The 19,161-nt window shown below is 68.0% G+C and carries 19 protein-coding genes and 2 tRNA genes; 12 read left to right on the forward strand and 9 right to left on the reverse strand.

Annotation, left to right across the window (positions count from 1 at the left end):
• The first annotated feature begins 309 nt into the window (after nucleotides 1-309).
• Nucleotides 310-501, forward strand: a complete 192-nt coding sequence (locus tag RM1_RS25880; RefSeq protein WP_169922297.1) for a hypothetical protein — start codon at nucleotides 310-312, stop codon at nucleotides 499-501.
• Nucleotides 502-528: 27 nt separating this feature from the next.
• On the opposite strand, the gene yidC is transcribed toward RM1_RS25880, so the two are convergent.
• Nucleotides 529-1,476 carry a membrane protein insertase YidC gene (yidC, locus tag RM1_RS09440; RefSeq protein WP_083576620.1) on the reverse strand — a complete coding sequence of 316 codons (948 nt, stop codon included), beginning with the start codon at nucleotides 1,474-1,476 and terminating at the stop codon, nucleotides 529-531.
• Between the two features lie 123 nt (nucleotides 1,477-1,599).
• Nucleotides 1,600-1,929 carry a DUF6412 domain-containing protein gene (locus RM1_RS09445; RefSeq protein ID WP_092667845.1) on the reverse strand — a complete coding sequence of 110 codons (330 nt, stop codon included), beginning with the start codon at nucleotides 1,927-1,929 and terminating at the stop codon, nucleotides 1,600-1,602.
• 85 nt (nucleotides 1,930-2,014) lie between these two features.
• Here RM1_RS09445 and RM1_RS09450 point away from each other — a divergent pair, with 85 nt between their 5' ends.
• Nucleotides 2,015-3,016 carry a zinc-binding dehydrogenase gene (locus tag RM1_RS09450; RefSeq protein ID WP_072751050.1) on the forward strand — a complete coding sequence of 334 codons (1,002 nt, stop codon included), beginning with the start codon at nucleotides 2,015-2,017 and terminating at the stop codon, nucleotides 3,014-3,016.
• 25 nt (nucleotides 3,017-3,041) lie between these two features.
• Here the strand turns inward: RM1_RS09450 and RM1_RS09455 are convergent, their stop codons facing one another.
• The gene (locus tag RM1_RS09455; protein WP_072751051.1) at nucleotides 3,042-4,046 is read right to left on the reverse strand and encodes an iron-siderophore ABC transporter substrate-binding protein; all 1,005 of its coding nucleotides are present in this window, start codon (nucleotides 4,044-4,046) and stop codon (nucleotides 3,042-3,044) included.
• A gap of 105 nt (nucleotides 4,047-4,151) precedes the next feature.
• Here RM1_RS09455 and RM1_RS09460 point away from each other — a divergent pair, with 105 nt between their 5' ends.
• From RM1_RS09460 to RM1_RS09480, 5 genes are all read left to right on the forward strand, one after another.
• Nucleotides 4,152-6,464 (forward strand): FdhF/YdeP family oxidoreductase, encoded by a 2,313-nt coding sequence (locus tag RM1_RS09460; RefSeq protein ID WP_072751052.1) that lies wholly within the window; start codon nucleotides 4,152-4,154, stop codon nucleotides 6,462-6,464.
• The gene (gene fdhD, locus RM1_RS09465; RefSeq protein WP_072751053.1) at nucleotides 6,464-7,309 is read left to right on the forward strand and encodes a formate dehydrogenase accessory sulfurtransferase FdhD; all 846 of its coding nucleotides are present in this window, start codon (nucleotides 6,464-6,466) and stop codon (nucleotides 7,307-7,309) included. The genes RM1_RS09460 and fdhD overlap by 1 nt, the downstream gene beginning before the upstream one ends.
• A gap of 119 nt (nucleotides 7,310-7,428) precedes the next feature.
• Nucleotides 7,429-9,609 carry an MMPL family transporter gene (locus RM1_RS09470; RefSeq protein ID WP_072751054.1) on the forward strand — a complete coding sequence of 727 codons (2,181 nt, stop codon included), beginning with the start codon at nucleotides 7,429-7,431 and terminating at the stop codon, nucleotides 9,607-9,609.
• Between the two features lie 26 nt (nucleotides 9,610-9,635).
• Entirely contained in the window at nucleotides 9,636-9,866 is a 231-nt protein-coding gene (locus tag RM1_RS09475; protein WP_072751055.1) for a YgaP family membrane protein, read from the forward strand.
• 29 nt (nucleotides 9,867-9,895) lie between these two features.
• Nucleotides 9,896-10,300, forward strand: a complete 405-nt coding sequence (locus RM1_RS09480; protein WP_072751056.1) for a DUF302 domain-containing protein — start codon at nucleotides 9,896-9,898, stop codon at nucleotides 10,298-10,300.
• On the opposite strand, the gene aroQ is transcribed toward RM1_RS09480, so the two are convergent.
• The 6 genes from aroQ to RM1_RS09510 all read right to left on the reverse strand — a co-directional run bounded on the left by aroQ (nucleotide 10,280) and on the right by RM1_RS09510 (nucleotide 15,378).
• Nucleotides 10,280-10,744 carry a type II 3-dehydroquinate dehydratase gene (gene aroQ / locus RM1_RS09485; protein WP_072751057.1) on the reverse strand — a complete coding sequence of 155 codons (465 nt, stop codon included), beginning with the start codon at nucleotides 10,742-10,744 and terminating at the stop codon, nucleotides 10,280-10,282. The genes RM1_RS09480 and aroQ overlap by 21 nt on opposite strands.
• Nucleotides 10,745-10,832: 88 nt before the next feature.
• Nucleotides 10,833-12,113, reverse strand: coding sequence for an ATP-dependent Clp protease ATP-binding subunit ClpX (gene clpX, locus RM1_RS09490; protein WP_027499881.1), 1,281 nt, complete (start codon nucleotides 12,111-12,113; stop codon nucleotides 10,833-10,835).
• A gap of 309 nt (nucleotides 12,114-12,422) precedes the next feature.
• Nucleotides 12,423-13,085: an ATP-dependent Clp protease proteolytic subunit gene (locus RM1_RS09495; RefSeq protein ID WP_072751058.1), complete on the reverse strand. Its 663-nt coding sequence runs from the start codon at nucleotides 13,083-13,085 to the stop codon at nucleotides 12,423-12,425.
• 46 nt (nucleotides 13,086-13,131) lie between these two features.
• The gene (locus RM1_RS09500; protein ID WP_072751059.1) at nucleotides 13,132-13,776 is read right to left on the reverse strand and encodes an ATP-dependent Clp protease proteolytic subunit; all 645 of its coding nucleotides are present in this window, start codon (nucleotides 13,774-13,776) and stop codon (nucleotides 13,132-13,134) included.
• A gap of 91 nt (nucleotides 13,777-13,867) precedes the next feature.
• Nucleotides 13,868-15,223, reverse strand: a complete 1,356-nt coding sequence (tig, locus tag RM1_RS09505) for a trigger factor (protein WP_072751122.1) — start codon at nucleotides 15,221-15,223, stop codon at nucleotides 13,868-13,870.
• 78 nt (nucleotides 15,224-15,301) lie between these two features.
• A tRNA-Pro gene (locus tag RM1_RS09510) sits at nucleotides 15,302-15,378 on the reverse strand.
• A gap of 200 nt (nucleotides 15,379-15,578) precedes the next feature.
• Here RM1_RS09510 and RM1_RS09515 point away from each other — a divergent pair.
• From RM1_RS09515 to RM1_RS09535, 5 genes are all read left to right on the forward strand, one after another.
• Nucleotides 15,579-15,652, forward strand: a tRNA-Gly gene (locus RM1_RS09515).
• Nucleotides 15,653-15,996: 344 nt separating this feature from the next.
• Complete coding sequence (locus tag RM1_RS09520) at nucleotides 15,997-16,509, forward strand: YlcI/YnfO family protein (protein ID WP_072751060.1); 513 nt, start codon at nucleotides 15,997-15,999, stop codon at nucleotides 16,507-16,509.
• Between the two features lie 66 nt (nucleotides 16,510-16,575).
• Nucleotides 16,576-17,418 carry a DUF4097 family beta strand repeat-containing protein gene (locus RM1_RS09525; protein WP_072751061.1) on the forward strand — a complete coding sequence of 281 codons (843 nt, stop codon included), beginning with the start codon at nucleotides 16,576-16,578 and terminating at the stop codon, nucleotides 17,416-17,418.
• Between the two features lie 36 nt (nucleotides 17,419-17,454).
• A complete protein-coding gene (locus RM1_RS09530) occupies nucleotides 17,455-18,255 on the forward strand; it encodes an ABC transporter ATP-binding protein (protein WP_072751062.1) in 801 nt (266 codons plus the stop codon).
• Entirely contained in the window at nucleotides 18,252-19,088 is an 837-nt protein-coding gene (locus tag RM1_RS09535; protein WP_072751063.1) for an ABC transporter permease, read from the forward strand. The genes RM1_RS09530 and RM1_RS09535 overlap by 4 nt, the downstream gene beginning before the upstream one ends.
• Nucleotides 19,089-19,161: the final 73 nt, after the last annotated feature.

Genomic DNA, 19,161 nt, shown 5'->3' on the forward strand with positions numbered 1-19,161 from the left:
CGGGCGGACGTCAGCTCGTGGAACGACTGGTGGGTTTTGCCAGTAAGTCGACTGCTCAATTGGGGGCTACTCCCCTTCGTGAATCCGACAGTATTCATGATCGGCCAAGAAAGCTAAGTGGCCCAATACGTTTGGTGATCCGACCTAACCTGACTCACCTCTGAGTGAGAAATCGGGGTCCGGCGACTTGACCTGGGTATTCGTGTCTCGAATGTGGCGGTTTCACGCACTAACGCGGCCGGTTTACCCTCGTCAAGTGACGTTCAGCAGGCAGGTCCGGGCCAAGTCCGGGCCACGGCTGACGCAGGCATGCTCTCCGCGAGCAACCTCAAGTCTCTGGACGAGGCCGGGCTCAAGTTCATCGTCGGCTCGCGCGTCACCAAGGTCCGGTCCTTCCGTGGCCGGATCGGTGACCTGCTGAAGATCACACCTGACGTTCCCGCCGACAAAGCGTCGTCCCGGTTGACGATCGTGACCCCGTTGCCGCCGAGGTTTATTTGAGGGCGGCAACGGGGTCAGCATCGGTCGCTACTTCCGCCGCTTCCGTTTCTGTTGCGCAGGCTTCGGCCGGGTGGCCGGTCGAGCACCTGGTTTGGGCGCAGTGATCACGCGCTGTTCGGCGACCTCTCGCTGTTTCGCGGCTTCTTCCCTGTCGATGCGAGTGAACACGAGGTGCTGCTGGCCATAGGTCCAGATGTTGTTGCTCACCCAGTACAGCAAGATTGCGATCATCAGGAATGGCCCGCCGACCAGGACACCGAGTGGGAAAACCCACAGCATCAGCTTGTTCATGATCGCCGACTGCGGGTTGGCTGCAGCTTCCGCACTCTGCCTCTTCACCGATGCCCGCGCGTTGAAATGCGTGGCAAGGCTCGCGAGCACCATAAGGGGGATCGCCACCGCGGCAATCGTGGCCACCGTCGGGACTCCGCCGTACGGAGCAAACGACGCCAAGGTGCTCTGCGGACTGGTGACCGCCACGGAGATCGGTGCACCGAATAGGCGAGCACTCAAAAACGACTGCACATCAGCGGCGCTGAAGACATAGTTCGGAGTGTTTGCGTCGGCCTCGGGAGTCATCCCGAGGTTGCCCAGTCCGGTTCCGGTTCGATTGAACGAACGCAATACGTGGTAGAGCCCGAGGAACACCGGTGCCTGAACCAGTGCGGGCAGGCACCCCATCAGCGGATTGAACCCGTGCTCCTTCTGCAGCTTCTGCATCTCGGTCGCCTGGCGTTGCCGGTCGCCGGCGTACTTCTTCTGTAGGGCCTTGATCTGCGGTTGCAACTCCTGCATCTGGCGGGTCGTACGGACCTGTTTGATTGCGGGCTTGAGCAGCAAGACACGGAGGGTGCAGACCAGGAACACCACGGCCAGCGCCCAAGCGAATCCGTTGTCGGGGCCGAGAACCGAGCCGAACGCCTTGTGCCAGAACCACAAGATCGCGGATACGGGGTAGTAGATGAAGTCGAGCATTCGAGTACCTCTTTGCTGCACGACGCAGCGTCACACGGCATCGTGCGAGTGGGAGTTCACGCCCGGATCCTCTGCGGATCGCTCCGGCGTGGAAGGACGGTCGACCGAGGCGCTCGCGCAGCGTCAGTGCAGCGCGGCGGCCAGGACCTGTCCGGGTGCTCGAGGTCGGCGGGGCCGACCGGGGGTGTCCGGGGCGCTCTGACGACGGAACGCGCCCCGCAGGCGCTGCTCGTCCCGTGATGGGCCCGTGGTCGGCTCGGTCAGCGAGCGCAGTTGGGACAGCGAGCCTTGTCCAGCCACCGCGAGCAGAAGAACGATCGCAATCGCCGCGCCGACAACCGCGGTCGGCCCATCCATCGCTGTTGCCGTGGCAATCACCAACGTCAGCATGGCCACCCACGTGAGCTGAACGAGGTTCAGCCTCCGCGCGAGGAGTGACCACATCCATGCCATGCGACAAAGCGTACCGAGTGAACCCCGCGCATACAGCTTGTCGCATCCCGAGAGCCACACGCCGATCGGTACTAACCTTCCCCCTATGCGCGCAGTCGTGATCACCAAGCATGGGGACGCCGACGTCCTCCAGGTCCAGGAACGCCCTTCGCCGCCGCTCCGCCCCGGTGCGGTCCGCATCGACGTCCGGGCCGCAGGCGTCAATTTCGCGGACGTGATGGCCCGGCTCGGCCTGTACGCCGACGCCCCGCCGCTGCCGAGCATCGTCGGCTACGAGGTCGCGGGGACGATCGGCGAGGTCGCCCCGGACGTGGTCGGCCTCACCGTCGGCGACCGGGTGGTCGCGGGCACGAGATTCGGCGGGTATGCCGAGGAGGTGGTTGCCGATGCCCGAGACGTGATCGCGCTGCCGGATTCGCTGAGCTTCGAGCAGGGCGCCGCCATCCCGGTCAACTACGCGACGGCGTGGGCCGGCCTGGTCGGCTACTCGAACCTTCTTGAGGGAGAGCGGGTCCTGATCCAGGCGGCGGCCGGTGGCGTCGGGATCGCGGCGACGCAGATCGCCAAGCACCGCGGCGCCGAGGTCTACGGCACCGCCTCGCCGGGCAAGCACGATGCCATCCGCGGCTTCGGCGTCGACGTGGCGCTGGACTACCGGAAACGCGGGTGGGACAGCGGACTTCCGCCGATGGACGTGATCATGGATGCGATCGGCGGCGAGTCGCTGCGACGAAGCTATGGCCTGTTGCGTCCCGGCGGCAGGCTCGTCGCCTTCGGGGCCAGCTCGGTGGTCGCGGGCGACAAGCGAAACCTGCTGAGGGCCGCGCCGCAGGCCCTGCGCATGATGCGGGGCTTCAACCTCATCGACCAGATGAGCGAGTCCAAGGCGGTGATCGGGCTCAACATGCTGCGGCTGTGGGACGACCGCGGCACCCTCGAGCCCTGGATCACCCCGTTGCGCGAGCTGATCGAGAACGGCGTCGTGGCGCCAGTGGTGTCCGACGCGGTCCCGTTCGCCAACGCGCCAGAGGCCCATCGAATCCTGACCGAACGTCGCAACGTCGGAAAGGTCGTGCTGGTCCCCTAGCGCGTCGGGCGAACTCTCGTTAGGACTACTTGGTGAGCAGCGGAGCGATCCGCGGCGGGATCTTCTCCAGCGCGTACGGCAGCGACAGGACGGTGCTCCAGGTCATCGCCTCGGCGGCCTCGTCCTCGAGGATGATCGTGCGGCCGTCCTTGACGACGTTCAGCTCCTGGTAGACCGGCGTCTTGTCGAGCTCGGCCCGCAGCTTGTCGCCGTAGCCGCCACCCGCGTACCAGACCAGCAGGTCGGCATCGGCGAGCGAGAGCTGCTCGGTGCTGATCGGGGCGAAGTTGGTCGTCGTGATCTGCTGCGTGACAGGCGGATTGACGAAGCCGAGCTCGGTGAAGAAGCGAACCTTCGGGTCCTCCGGGCCGTAGACCCCGAACTGGCCAGGGCCCTTGAGCGCGCCCACGATCACCGTCTTGCCCGCGAAGGCGGGGTTCGCGGCGGCGACATCGGTGAACTGCTTCTCGACGGAGGCCACCAGCTCCTTCGCCTTGTCCTGCTTGCCGAGCGCCTCGCCGATGATCCGCGTCTGGTCCTGCCACGGCACCCCGTAGTCGGCGAACTCCTTGGGCTGCGCGACGGTCGGCGCGAGCGCGCTGAGCTTGTTGTACTGGTCCTTGGTCAGGCCCGAGTAGGTGCCGACGATCAGATCCGGACCGGTGGCGGCCACCTTCTCGACGTCGATCCCGGTGTTCGCGCTGCCGATGATCGCGGGGGTCGCCCCGGCGAGCAGTCCCTGCGCCCATGGCCACACGGCGTTCGGGTAGTTGCCGTACCAGTCGAAGACGCCGACCGGGGTGGAGCCGAGCGCCAGGAGCGCGTCCTGGTCGTTGTACCCGACGCTGACCACGCGCTGCGGGTCGAGCGGCACCTGGGTCTCGCCGTACTTGTTGCCGATGGTCGCGCCGGTGCCTGCCGACGCCGATCCGCCGTCACCGTCACTGCTGCAGGCAGCGGCGAACGCGAGCAGTGCGCCCGACGTTCCGATCAGAAATCCCCGCCGCGTCAACTTCCCGACGTCTGCCATCGACTCTCCTCCATCGTCACCAAAGCTAGGTAAGGCTAGCCGAAATAGTAGGCAGAGTGGGTCACCCCGCTGTCGGCGGGCCCGTCGCAGGGCCACTATGTAGGCATGACTCGCAAGGGACCCGAACGCGACATCGACGAATCCGAGCTGGTCGTCACGCACAGCAAGGACCACGCGGCGGGCGTCCCCGCGGTCCTGGTGTCCCTGCAACGCGGTCTCGAACAGATGGGCGCCGTCCGCACCGCCCGGACCCTGGCCCGACTCAATCAGCGGCACGGTTTCGACTGCCCCGGCTGCGCCTGGCCCGAGACGCCTGGACACCGCAGGCCCGCGGAGTTCTGTGAGAACGGCGCCAAGGCCGTGGCCGAGGAGGCGACGCTGCGCCGCGTCGGCACCGAGTTCTTCGCCGAGCACTCGGTGGCGGAGCTGGCCGAGAAGACCGACTACTGGCTCGGACAGCAGGGGCGCCTGGCGCACCCGATGGTGCTCCGCGAGGGCGCGACCCACTACACGCCGATCGAATGGGACGAAGCCTACCGGCTGATCGCCGACCACCTGCGCGCGCTGCCCAGCCCCGACCAGGCGGTGTTCTACACCTCCGGTCGCACCAGCAACGAGGCCGCCTTCCTCTACCAGCTGATGATCCGCAGCTTCGGCACCAACAACCTGCCCGACTGCTCCAACATGTGCCACGAGTCGTCCGGCAGCGCACTGACCGAATCGATCGGGATCGGCAAGGGCTCGGTGACGGTGCCGGACCTCGAGTACGCCGACCTGATCCTCATCGCAGGCCAGAACCCCGGCACCAACCACCCCCGCATGCTCTCCACCCTGGAGAAGGCAAAGGCGAACGGCGCCAAGATCATCGCGGTGAACCCGCTGCCCGAGGCCGGGCTTCGCCGGTTCAAGGACCCGCAGAAGGTGGGCGGTGTGATCGGGCGCGGCGTCGACATCGCCGACGAGTTCCTGCAGATCCGCCTCGGCGGCGACATGGCCCTGTTCCAGGGGCTCGGGCGACTGCTGCTCGAGGCCGACGACGCGGACCCCGGCTCGGTGGTGGACCGCGCGTTCGTCGAGCAACACTGCGCGGGCTTCGCCGAGTACGAGGAGAACGTGCGCGCTGTGGATCTCGACGTCGTCCTCGAGGCCACCGGCCTCACGATGACGCAGTTGCGCGAGACCGCCGACGCGTTGGCCCGTTCCGAACGGACGATCGCGTGCTGGGCGATGGGCCTGACCCAGCAGTCCCACGGGGTCGCGACCATCCAGGAGATCACGAACCTGCTGCTGATGCGCGGCATGATGGGCAAGCCCGGCGCGGGCGTCTGCCCGGTGCGCGGGCACTCCAACGTCCAGGGTGACCGCACGATGGGCATCTGGGAGAAGATGCCGGACTCGTTCCTCGACGCTCTGGACCGCGAGTTCTCCATCGTCAGCCCCCGAAAGCACGGCTGGGACACCGTCGCCGCCATCCGCGGCATGCGTGACGGCAAGGGCTCCGTGTTCATGGCGATGGGCGGCAACTTCATCCGGGCCACCCCGGACACCGAGGCGACCGAGGCCGCGCTGCGTTCGTGCGCGCTGACCGTCCAGGTCTCGACCAAACTCAACCGCTCCCACGTGGTCACCGGCGCCACCGCGGTCATCCTGCCCACCCTCGGCCGTACCGACAAGGACATCCAGGCGAGCGGGAAACAGATGGTGTCCGTGGAGGATTCGATGTCCATGGTGCACCTCTCCCGGGGCAACCTCACACCGGTCAGCGACCAGTTGCGCAGCGAGGTCGCGATCGTCTGCGAGCTCGCGGAAAACCTGCTCGGCGCCGACCACTCGGTGCCGTGGGCGCGATTCAAGGGGGACTACGACCGCATCCGCGACTCGATCTCGCGGGTGGTGCCCGGCTGCGAGAACTACAACGAGCGGGTCCGCAGGCCCGACGGATTCCAGCTGCCGCACCCGCCGCGCGACCGGCGTGAGTTCCCCACCCGCACCGGCAAGGCCAACTTCACCGCGAGTCCGCTGCAGTGGTTGCCCACTCCCCCCGGCCGGTTGATCCTGCAGACCCTGCGCAGTCACGACCAGTACAACACCACCATCTACGGGCTCGACGATCGCTATCGCGGAGTGAAGGGCGGCCGCCGGGTGATCTTCGTGTCCGCGGCCGACCTCGCGGAACTGGGCATCGCCGACGGCGCGTCCGTGGACATCGTCTCCGAGTGGACCGGCCCCGACGGCGTGCTCCAGGAGCGGCGGGTGCGGGACTTCAAGGCCGTCGAGTACAGCACACCCAAGGGCAACGCCGCCGCCTATTACCCGGAGACCAACCCCCTCATCCCGCTCGATCACGTTGCCGCAAAATCGAATACACCGGTTTCCAAGGCGGTGCTGGTGCGGCTCGAACCGGCGGGGGCGCACTGATGGGTCGGGTCACCGCGCGCCGTCCGGTGCTGCGGATCACCGGGCCGAGCGGGGATTCCACCGGCGGCACCACCGTGCGCAGGCCGGACAGCCTGGCCGTGGAGGAACCGCTGGAGATCCGACTCGGCGGCCGATCGCTCTCGGTGACCATGCGCACCCCGGGGGACGACATCGACCTGGTGCACGGGTTCCTGCTGGGCGAGGGCATCATCGGTTCGGCGTCCGACGTCTCGGTCATCCGGTACTGCGACGGCGTCGACAGCGACGGCGCCAACACCTACAACGTCCTCGACGTCGCGCTCGCGCCCGGCGTCTCACCGCCGACCGGCGCCGATCGCCAGTTCCTGACCACCTCGGCCTGCGGCGTCTGCGGCAAGGCCTCGCTCGAGGCGGTCCGGGTCCGCTCGCGCTACGACCTCACGGCTCCCGACCCGGTGGTGACGGCGTCGACCCTGGCGTCGATGCCGACGACCCTGCGCGCGCGCCAACGGGTCTTCGACTCGACGGGCGGCCTGCACGCCGCCGGACTGTTCACCCCCGACGGCGCCCTGCTCGCGATTCGCGAGGATGTGGGCAGGCACAACGCCGTCGACAAGGTGCTCGGCTGGGCGTTGACCGCCGACCGGGTACCGCTGCGCGAGGCGATCCTCGCGGTCAGCGGGCGCGCCTCCTTCGAACTCGTGCAGAAGGCCGTGGTCGCGGGGGTTCCGATACTGGCCGCGGTGTCCGCCCCGTCGTCGCTCGCCGTCGATCTCGCCACCGAGTCCGGGCTGAGCCTGGTCGGTTTCCTGCGCGGCGAGACCATGAACGTCTACAGCGGCGAGGCCCGGATCACGCCGGCCTGACGCCAAGCTCCGCCAAGGCACCACCCCTGTGACGCTTCTCGCACCCTTTCATATACCCCCTAGGGTATGGTCGTTGCATACCGAACGGATACCCCCTGGGGCATATCGAGGAGATACGCATGACGAGCAACACAGCCGAGGTGGACAAAACCCGGTCAGTGGCGGCTGCCGACGGCCCGCCGCCGCCGGCGTCGACTGGGGGAATCCTCGGCCGACTGGGCGCCACGATGGTCGGGCGCGCACGCTGGGTGTTCGGCATCTGGCTGATCGCACTGGTGGCGCTCGGCGCCGCCGCGCCGTCGGTGTTCACGTCGCTGGCCGGTGCAGGCTGGCAGGCCAACGGCTCGGAATCCGTGCAGGTCCGCGAGCTCGCCGAGGAGCACTTCGGCGGGAACTCCTCCGCCGCGGTGCAGGTCGTCGTGCACTCGGACACTCTCGCGGTCGCCGATCCGCAGGTGCAGCAGGTCCTCGCCGACGCGACAGCGGTGTTCGCCGACGATCAGCGTTTCGGCGAGGTCATCGCCCCGCAGCCCGGCATGTCCATCAGCCCGGACGGGCACACCGGCATCCTGATCGCGGGTGCGAACGCGAGTACCGACGACATGGTCAAGGCCGTCGACGAGCTCAAGGGAGAACTGGGCGCGCTGTCAACGGACGAGATCGAGGTCTACCCCACCGGCGCGTCGGCGCTCTGGAGCGACTTCAACAAGGCCAATCACGACGCGATGATCCAGGCGGAGATGCTCTCCTGGCCGGTGACGCTCGCGATCATGGTGCTGGCCTTCGGGTCACTGGTCGCTGCGGGACTGCCGCTGCTGCTGACCATGGCGGGCCTGATCGCCTCCGCGGGCGGGCTGGTCCTGCTCAACACGGTCACGCCGATCTCGGTGTGGGCCATGAACTTCGCGATGATGTTCGCCCTCGCTCTCGGCATCGACTACGCGCTGTTCATCGTGGCGCGATTCCGGGATGCGCTGAGCAAGAGCGGCGACCCGCGCGCGGCGGTCGCCGAGACGATGGACACCGCGGGCAAGGCCGTCGTCCTGTCGGGGTTGACCGTGCTCGTGAGCCTGTCCGCTGTGCTGCTGGTCCCCGCGCCCGCGGTCCGGACGATGGCCGTCGGCATCATGCTCGCCGTCACCTTCGTCCTCGCGGCCACCCTGACCCTGCTGCCCGCGGTGCTGGGCAAGCTCGGCACCAAGGTGAACGCCGGCTCGCTCCCCTACGCCAAGCGACAGCAGCACCGCTCCCCCCGCTTCGCCGCGTGGGGCAACCTCCTGCACAGGCACCCGTGGCCGTTCGCGATCGGCTCGCTCCTGATCCTGATCGCGCTGTCCCTGCCGGTACTCGGCTTGAAGGTCGCGATGCCGTCGATCGAGGTGGTCCCCTCCGATGCGCCGGTCCGCCAGGGCTACGAACTCGTCCAGGCACAGCTGGGCGAAGGCGCGCCGGGAATGCTGCAGATCATCGCCCCGGCGTCCGAGGCCGAGGCCACCGCGGGTGCCGCGGCCGCCGTCGACGGGATCGCGATGGTCACCCCACCGCAGCAGGCGATCGACGGCTCCGATCACGTGATGCTGCAGGCGATCCCGGGTGTCGATCCCTCCGACGAGGCGATGGGGTCGATCCTCACCCAGTTGCGGTCCGAGCTGCCCTCTCAGGCCCTGGTCGGCGGCGCGCCTGCCGAGAACCTCGACCTGCAGCAGGCGCTGAACGACTACCTGCCCCTGATCGTCGGCATCATCCTGGCCCTCGGCTTCCTGCTGCTGCTGGTCGCGCTGCAGGCCCCGCTGATCGCCGTCCTCGGCACGGTGGTGAGCCTGCTCTCGACCGCCGCCGCGTTCGGGGTCGCCAAGCTGATCTTCCAGGACGGGCACGGGGCCGGCCTGCTCGGCTTCACCCCGCAGGGGTTCCTCGACGGCTGGGGGCCGGTGTTCTTCTTCGCGATGATCTTCGCCATCGCGATGGACTACACGGTGTTCCTGCTGTCCACCGCGAAGGAGCACTACGAGCGATCCGGCGATCCGAAGGTCGCGCATGTGGACGGCCTCGCGCACTCGGGCCGGGTGATCGCCGCCGCCGCGGCGGTGATGGTGGCGGTGTTCTTCACCTTCGCGCTCGCCGACCCCCTCCCACCGAAGGAGATGGGCATCATCCTCGGCGTCGCCGTCCTGCTCGACGCGGTCCTCATCCGCCTCGTCCTGCTGCCGGTGCTGCTGCGGCTGACCGGGCACGCCGCCTGGTGGTCCCCCGCCTGGCTGCGCAGGGTGCTGCCCAATATCAGCTTCTCCCACGGCTGACCCGATTTCACGGAAGGAAACCCGACATGTCAACACTCCCCCGCCACCGCGGCTGGACGGTCGAGCGACTGGTTCCGCTCCTGGGCGGCACCATGGTCCTGCTCAGCGTCGCGCTCACCCTCGCGTTGTCGTCGTGGTGGTTGATCCTCACCGGGTTCGTCGCCGCGAACCTGCTCCTCTACGCGGCCGTCGGTTGGTGCCCGGCCAGCCTGCTGATGCAGCGACTGGGCGTGCGGCGACTCGACAACCGAATGTGAACACCCCCGATCCAGAACGGAGACAACTCATGAACCTGGCACTGTCGACGACACTGCAGACCTCCTTCGCCGATGCGGTCGAGAAGACCCGAAAGGCCCTTCAGGAACAGGGCTTCGGCGTGCTCACCGAGATCGACATGCGCGCGACCCTCAAGGCCAAGCTCGACGTGGACATGGAGGACTACCTGATTCTCGGGGCCTGCAACCCGCCGCTTGCGCACCGCGCCGTCACCATCGACCGGCAGATCGGATTGCTGCTGCCGTGCAACGTGATCGTTCGCTCGGATCCGGCCGCCGGCGGCACCGTCACGGTGGAGGCGATGAATCCCGAGCTGATGGTGCAGGTCACGGGCGAACCCGCGCTCGAGGCCGTCGCCGAGGAGGCGGGCACCCGCCTGCGGGCCGCGATCGCCTCACTCGGCGACGCTTCCTGAGCCCCGCTGCCGTCGACAGATCCAGTCGACGGCGGCGCGGTAGCCGTCCACCCCGAGACCGCAGATCACACCGTCGGCGACCGGCGACACGAGCGACCGGTGCCGGAACACCTCGCGACCGTGGATGTTGCTGACGTGCACCTCCACCACCGGCACCCCGAGCGTGGCGAGTGCGTCGCGCAGCGCGACCGAGGTGTGCGAGTAGCCGCCCGGGTTGATCACCACCCCCGAGGCCCCCTCGCGGGCCTCGTGGATCCAATCGATCAGTACGCCTTCGTGATTGGACTGGCGGGCATCGATCTCGCGGCCGTACCCGGCGGCCGCCTCGCGGCACAGGGCCACGACATCGTCGAGGGTGGCGGGCCCGTACACCTCGGGCTGCCGCTGTCCGAGCAGGTTCAGGTTGGGTCCGTTGAGCACGAGGATCGGGCCTGCGGTCGCCATACGGGACACGCTAGCTCGCGGCGACCCCGACAGACGGAGAACGGCCGGTGGGAATCCCACCGGCCGTTCTCCTGTGTCGTTGTGCGGACTACGCCGACTTGTCGCGTCGTTCCGGCCGCTCGGGCTTACGCGGGACGATCGTCGGCAGCACGTTGTCGTTGACCGTCTCGGCCGTCACGACCACCTTGGCGACGTCGTCGCGGCTCGGGATGTCGTACATCACCGGCAGCAGGACCTCTTCCATGATGGCGCGCAGGCCGCGGGCACCGGTGCCTCGAAGGATCGCCTGATCCGCCACCGCCTCGAGCGCGTCCGGCGAGAACTCGAGTTCCACCCCGTCCATGTCGAACAGCCGCGTGTACTGCTTGACCAGCGCGTTCTTCGGCTCCGACAGGATCTGTACGAGGGAGTCCTTGTCCAGACTGGTCACCGAGGCCACGACCGGGAGACGGCCGATGAACTCCGGGATCAGGCCGAACTTGATCAGATCCTCGGGCATCACCTCGGCGAAGTGGTCCTGGGTGTCCAACTCCGCCTTGGAACGCACCTCCGCCCCGAAACCGATGCCACGCTTGCCGACCCGATCGGAGACGATCCGCTCGAGCCCCGCGAACGCACCCGCCACGATGAACAGCACGTTGGTCGTGTCGATCTGGATGAATTCCTGATGGGGGTGCTTGCGCCCACCCTGCGGGGGCACGCTCGCCTGGGTGCCCTCGAGGATCTTCAGCAGTGCCTGCTGCACACCCTCGCCGGACACGTCCCTGGTGATCGACGGGTTCTCGCTCTTGCGGGCGATCTTGTCGACCTCGTCGATGTAGATGATGCCGGTCTCGGCGCGCTTGACGTCGTAGTCCGCGGCCTGGATCAGCTTGAGCAGGATGTTCTCGACATCCTCGCCGACATAGCCCGCCTCCGTGAGCGCCGTCGCGTCGGCGATGGCGAACGGCACGTTCAGCATCTTCGCGAGCGTCTGCGCGAGGTAGGTCTTGCCGCAGCCGGTCGGGCCGAGCATGAGGATGTTCGACTTGGCCAGTTCCACGGTCTCGCCGCGGGCGTCGCGACCCTTGTCGCCGGCCTGGATGCGCTTGTAGTGGTTGTAGACCGCGACGGCGAGCGTGCGCTTGGCCGCGTCCTGACCGATCACATAGTTCTCGAGGAAGTCGCGGATCTCGGCCGGCTTGGGCAGCTCGTCGAGCTTGACCTCGCTCGACTCGGCCAGCTCTTCCTCGATGATCTCGTTGCACAGGTCGATGCACTCATCGCAGATATAGACCCCTGGTCCCGCGATGAGCTTCTTCACCTGCTTCTGACTCTTGCCGCAGAAAGAGCACTTCAGCAGGTCGCCGCCGTCACCGATGCGTGCCATCTCGTCAGGTCCCTACTTCCTTCTCAGCGTGGTGACCATCCCCACCCGCGTGTGAGTCGTCACGACCCACATCCCTGGGCGGACAAAAGCCCCTGATGTGACCGTACCCGTAGTTCCGGAACGAGGTCGACCAGTTGCCGATGATTCGACCCGGCGCGCAGCCGAGGCGAAGCTCCGACGACCGTGTACCCCGATTCCGACCGGGGGTCCCAGCCTGACCGGTCGGCACCCGGACACGCCGCATCCCTACGAACGCGGCGTGTCGCGAGCCCGACCGTCTCCCGTCGACCCGAAGAGGCCGACAGACCGCTACTTCTGAGCGGAGAGCTTCCGGTACTCCAGCACGTCGTCGATGATCCCGTACTCCTTGGCCTCCGCGGCCGTGAGGATCTTGTCGCGATCGGTGTCCTTGCGGATCACCTCGGCGTCCTTGCCGGTGTGCTTGCTCAGCGTCGACTCCATGAGCCTGCGCATCCGCTCGATCTCGGCGGCCTGGATCTCGAGGTCCGAGACCTGGCCCTGGATGCCGCCCGTAGCCGGCTGGTGGATCAGCACACGCGCGTTCGGCAGCGCGAGGCGCTTGCCGGGAGTGCCCGCGGCCAGCAGCACGGCCGCGGCCGAGGCCGCCTGGCCGAGGCACACCGTGGTGATGTCGGCGCGCACGTACTGCATGGTGTCGTAGATCGCCATCAGCGACGTGAACGAGCCGCCGGGCGAGTTGATGTACATCGTGATGTCGCGGTCCGGATCGAGCGACTCGAGCACGAGCAGCTGCGCCATCACGTCGTTGGCCGACGCGTCATCCACCTGCACACCGAGGAAGATGATGCGCTCCTCGAACAGCTTGTTGTACGGGTTCGACTCCTTGACGCCGTAGCTGGAGTGCTCGATGAACGAGGGCAGGATGTAGCGCGACTGAGCGCCGGCCGGCGCCTGGCCGCCGAGCGCACGGGGATCGAAGAGGTTGGTCATCAGTTCTCCAAGATGGTGTGGACGAGAGGTCGGAGGCGGTGGCGGGTCAGTTGCCCGCGCCGCCGGCCTGCCGTGCGCGGGTGATGACGTGATCGACGAAGCCGTAGTCGAGCGCTTCCTTGGCGGTGAACCAACGGTCACGGTCCGAGTCGGCGGTGATCTGCTCGACGGTCTGACCGGTGTGCTCCGCGATGAGCTCGGCCATCTCGCGCTTGGTGTGCGCGAACTGCTCGGCCATAATCGCGATGTCGGACGCGGTTCCACCGATACCGGCAGACGGCTGGTGCATCATGATCCGCGCGTGCGGCAGGGCGAAGCGCTTGCCCTTGGTGCCTGCCGAGAGCAGGAACTGCCCCATCGACGCGGCCAGGCCCATGCCGAACGTCGCGACGTCGCACTCGGCGAACTGCATGGTGTCGAAGATCGCCATGCCCGCCGTCACCGAACCACCCGGCGAGTTGATGTACAGGTTGATGTCCCGCGTTGGGTCCTCTGCCGACAGCAGCAGGATCTGCGCGCACAGCTTGTTCGCGATGTCGTCGTCGACCTGGGTACCGAGGAAGATGATGCGTTCCCGAAGCAGGCGCTCGAACACCGAGTCGCTGAGATTCAGACCAGAGGTGGCTGAAGTCATGGCGGGGCTCAACGAAGCCCCCGGGTTCTGTGAAGTCACGGTACCTGCCTTCTCCATAACTGAATTCGATGGTTCTTGACACTGACACTAACGAACAGGGACGGCCCCGGAGTCCCGGTGCCGTCCCTGTTCGCTATTGGCGTGAAATCTAGCTCTCGTCCGCGGCCTCGGCCTCGTCCGACTCCGGGGTGCCGAACAGCTCCGCGGTGTCGACTGCCGCACCGGAGGTGTCCGTCACGGTCACCTGGTCGACGACGGTCGCGAGCGCCTTGCCGCGACGGACATCGGCGAACACGGCGCCGAGCTGACCGGCCTGCTGGACCTGCTGGATGAACTGGTCCGGCGAGATGCCGTAGCGCTGCGCCTGGAAGATGATCCGCTCGGTCAGCTCCTGCTGGCCGACCTCGGTGCCCGCCTCGTCCGCGATCGCGTCGAGCAGCAGCTGGGTCTTCACCGACTTCTCGGCAGCCTCGGTGGCGTCCTTGTCGAACTGCTCGCGGCTGGTGCCCTGCGCCTCGAGGAGGGCGTTGAGCTGCTCCTCGTCGTGGTCGAGGCCGTGCACGGCCTCGTGCAGCTGGGCGTCGACCTCGGCCTTGACCACGGTCTCGGGCAGCGGGACCTCGATGGTCTCGAGCAGCGTCTCGAGGACCTTGTCGCGGATCTGGCCGGCCTGCTCGACCTTGGCCACCCGGCCGACCCGCTCGCGCAGGTCGTCCTTGAGCGCGTCGAGGGTGTCGAACTCGCTCGCCAGCTGGGCGAACTCGTCGTCGGCCTCGGGCAGCTCGCGCTCCTTGACGGTGCCGACGGTGACCGTCACGACGGCCTCCTTGTCGGCGTGCTCACCGGCGACGAGCTTGGTGGTGAAGTCCTTCGACTCGCCGGCCTTGAGTCCGACGATCGCCTCGTCGAGACCCTCGATCAGCTGGCCGGAGCCCACCTCGTGGGACAGGCCGGACGCGGTCGCCTCCGGGACGGCCTCGCCGTCGATGGCGGCCGACAGGTCGATCGACACGAAGTCGCCGTCCTGAACCGCGCGCTCGACACCGGTGAGGGTGCCGAAACGCTGACGCAGCGACAGCAGCTGCTCCTCGACGGCCTCATCGGTGATCTCGACCGGGTCGACGGTGACCGCGAGGGTGCTGTAGTCGGGCAGGTCGATCTCGGGACGGACGTCCACCTCGGCGGTGAACGCGAGCAGCTCGCCGTCTTCGATCTTGGTGATGTCGATCTCGGGCTGACCGATCGCCTTGACGCCCGCGGTGGTCACGGCCTCCGAGTAGCGCCCGGGAAGGGTGTCGTTGACGACCTGCTCGAGCACGGCGCCGCGGCCGACGCGAGCCTCGAGGAGCTTGGCCGGGGCCTTGCCCGGACGGAAGCCGGGGAGACGGATCTGCTGCGCGAGGGCCTTGTACGCCTTGTCGAAATCGGGCTTGAGCTCCTCGAAGGGCACCTCAACGTTGATACGGACCCGCGTCGGGCTCAGCTGCTCGACGGTGCTCTTCACGGACATGCTCCTTCGTGTGGTCTTGCTCGTTGCGTCGCGGCCCTGGTCTTCAGTTCCGCGCTGTTATGACGTTGTCCCTGGTCGGGGTGACAGGATTTGAACCTGCGACCCTCCGCTCCCAAAGCGGATGCGCTACCAAGCTGCGCTACACCCCGTTAGGTCCGCGACACGGCGGCCGCGCGAAAGATCCGCGTGGCTACCGCCGTGCTGAATCCTACGGGTCACCCGTTCGTGAAATTCCCGGCCACCCTTTTTGACGGATCGCCCGCCACCCGATTGGCGAATCCAGAACTGGGTTGGGTACAGTCTCTCAACGCAGACGACATCGATGGCGATCCCAAGTTGTCGTGTGCACGGGGATGTAGCTTAGTGGTAAAGCCTCTGCCTTCCAAGCAGATGATGCGGGTTCGATTCCCGTCATCCCCTCCACGATCCACCAGCCCACCCAGGCCTTCGCCGGGTGGGTTTTTTCGTGCCCGGGTGCGGTTTGCACTCTGGCCCCCACGACAGGTCGAGTGCCCGCAGGGATCCACCCCACAACCGGTGGTGTCGTCGTGACCACCAATGGTGTCGCGGTGGCCACCGGCGACGTCGCCACGGCCCGACACTCCCCGAAAGAGATCCGTGGCGGCACATCTTTGGGCTCGCCACATGGACACAGCATCGCCCTGACCTGCAGATTCACCCATTTTGCACCATTTTGACACCACCATGCCACCAGAAATGTGGCCACACCTCTTGCGCTGACACCTCTTTGGTGTCATAGTGGTGTCATGGAACTTACGAGATACGTCGACGAGCTGCAGCACCAGCTCGCCACCGCAGCCGCAGCAGGCGGAAACGAGGCACGTGAGCTGGCCGAGCGCCTGACCGCCCCGCTCGACGCCGCCGTCCGACTCATGCTGCTCGAGGCCCTCTCGGCCGCGGCGAACGAGATCACGGCCGAGCTCGCCCCCGGCTCCGTCGATGTGCGCCTCCAGGGCCGCGACCCGGAGTTCGTCGTCACCCCCGCCCCATCCTCGGCGTTCGAGGACGCCGGGCCCGCGACCGTGGAGCCCGCGCCGCCCGCGGCTCTCGACCCCGACGACGTCAGCACCTCCCGCACCACACTCCGCCTGCCCGACCAGCTCAAGGCGCAGGTCGAGGCGGCGGCGGCCCGCGAGGGCGTCTCCCTCAACACCTGGCTCGTGCGCGCGGTCGCTGCCGCCGTCCGGCCCGCCACACCGTCCAGCGCAACAGCGCGCATATCCAGCACCTCCGGCCGGCTCTCCGGCTGGGTGCGCTGATCCACCTCCCCGAATCACACACCCGCGCCCCGCAAAGAGGGGCAGACACAGAACCGAGGACTCACCATGCCTACTTTCGCGACCCCCGAGCCGATCACCGTCTCCGTCGACATCGCCGTCGGCGCCGTCAATCTCGTCGCGAGCGATCGCTCCGACACCGTGGTCACCGTCCGCCCCAACGACCCGAACAAGTCCGGCGACGTGAAGGCCGCCGACGAGACCCGCGTCGACTTCCACGACGGCACCCTCACCGTGCAGACGGGCACCAGGTGGAAGTACCTCACCAAGTCCTCCGTCGACCTCACGATCGAGCTGCCGACGGGTTCCTCCGTGCAGGGCGGTGCGCTCGGCCCCCTCTTCGCCCAGGGCAGGCTCGGTACCTGCTCGTTCACGAGCCGTGCCGGTGACGTTCGAGTCGACGAGGTCGGCGGCAGGCTCGACCTCCGCGCGAGCGCGGGCTCCGTCGTGGTCGGACGCGCCCTCGGCTCCACCGAGATCGTCGTCACCGCAGGCGGCGTGCGTATCCGCGAGCTCGCCGGGGACGCCAGCATCAAGAACCCGAACGGTCCGACCGAGATCGGCGAGGCGACCGGCACCCTGCGCGTGAACGGAGCCCACGGGCCCATCTCGATCGACCGGTCGCTCGGTGACACCACCGCTCGCACCGCGCACGGGAACATCCGCATCGAGCAGGCCACCAGCGGCCGGGTCCAGCTCGAGAGCTCGACCGGCGCGATCGAGATCGGGGTGCCCGAGGGCACCGCGGCCTGGCTCGACGCCACCACGCAGCACGGCAAGGTCCGCAACCTCCTGCACGACGCCGCGGGCCCCGACGAGAGCGACCGGACCGCCGAGGTTCGCGCCGGCTCCAGCTACGGCGACATCGTCGTCCGACGTCCGCACGCCTGACCAAGAGCCCGACCCACCACCATCGAAGGAGAACCCATGACCACCACCGTCCGCGGTCCCGCGATCGAGGTCGCCGGCCTGCGCAAGTCGTACCGGTCGAAGGCAGGCGAGCAAGTCGTGCTCGACGGCGTCGACCTGGTCGTGCCCGCCGGCACCGTGACCGCCCTGCTCGGCCCCAACGGGGCAGGCAAGACCACTGCCGTCGGCGTCATGTCCACCCTGCTCGCCGCCGACGCGGGCACAGTCCGTGTCGCGGGCCACGACGTGGCCCGCGAGCCCGAGGCGGTGCGCGCGTCGATCGGCGTGACGGGCCAGATCACCGCCGTCGACGAGCTGCTCAACGCCACCGAGAACCTGCGGCTCATGGCCGACCTCAATCACCTCGGCCGCGCCGAGGGGCGCCGCCGGATCACCGAACTGCTCGAGCGTTTCGGCCTCGCCGACGCCGCGCGCAAGCCCGTGGCGACCTTCTCCGGCGGCATGAAGCGCAAGCTCGACCTCGCGATGACGCTCGTCGGTGCACCATCCGTCGTGTTCCTCGACGAGCCAACGACGGGCCTCGACCCGCGCAGCCGTCGCGTCCTGTGGGACGAGGTGCGCACGCTCGTCGCCGCGGGCACCACGATCCTGCTCACCACGCAGTACCTCGAGGAGGCCGACAAGCTCGCCGACTCGGTCGCCGTCCTGAACGAAGGCCGCATCGTCGCCGAGGGCACCCCCGCCGAGCTCAAGGCCGCGCACGACACCGGCTCACTCGACGACGTGTTCCTCGCCCTCACCGAGCCGCCCACCGAGACCGAGACCGGCCCCGCCACCACCAAGGAGAACGTCCGATGACCGCCATCGCCACCACCGCTCCCGCCACCGTGCGCTCGCGCCCGGCGACGGATGTCCTCACGATGCTGCGCCGCAACCTCCTGCGCGCGGTGCGCTACCCGGGGCTCACCATGTTCCTCGTCGCAGGCCCGCTGGTGATGCTCGTGCTGTTCGTGTACATCTTCGGCGGCGCCCTCGGCGCAGGCGTCATGCCAGGGGTCGCCCCCGGCGCCGACGGGCGGGCGGCGTACCTGGACTACATCACGCCGACGCTGTTCATCCTCACCATCGTCGGCGCGGGACAGTCCGTGGCCATCAGCGCCGCCATGGACGCCGCAAGCGGGATCATGTCGCGGTTCAAGACCATGGCGATCTCGCCGGGGTCCGTGCTCTCCGGGCAGGTGCTCGGCACGGTGCTCCAGTCGCTGGCGGCAATCGTGCTCGTGCTCGGCGCGGCACTCGCGATGGGCTACCGTCCCGACGCGGGCGCGCTCGACTGGCTCGCGCTGCTTGGCCTGTTCGTTCTGCTTGGTCTCGCCCTCAGCTGGCTGTGCGTCGCGATGGGGCTGAACGCGCGGAGCGTGGAGACGGCCAGCAACACCCCGATGATCCTGCTGCTGCTGCCGTTCCTCGGTAGCGGGTTCGTGCCGGTCGAGACCATGCCGACGGCGGTGCGCTGGTTCGCGGAGTACCAGCCGTTCACGCCGATCATCGAGACCGTGCGCGGGCTGCTCGCCGGCGGCGCCGGCCTGGAGGCCGCGGTGGTTGCGCAGGCGGTCGGCTGGACCGTGGCGATCGGCGTCGGCGGATATGCCTGGGCGCGCTCGCTCTACCGCCGCGAGCGTCGTCTCTGAGCGCCCATCGACCCACGGCTTTCAGGGCCACACCGGTATATGCCCCGGTGTGGCCCTGACGGCCGTGGGTCGA

The organism is Rhodococcus maanshanensis NBRC 100610 (assembly GCF_001894865.1).
Lineage (GTDB): Bacteria > Actinomycetota > Actinomycetes > Mycobacteriales > Mycobacteriaceae > Rhodococcus_G > Rhodococcus_G maanshanensis.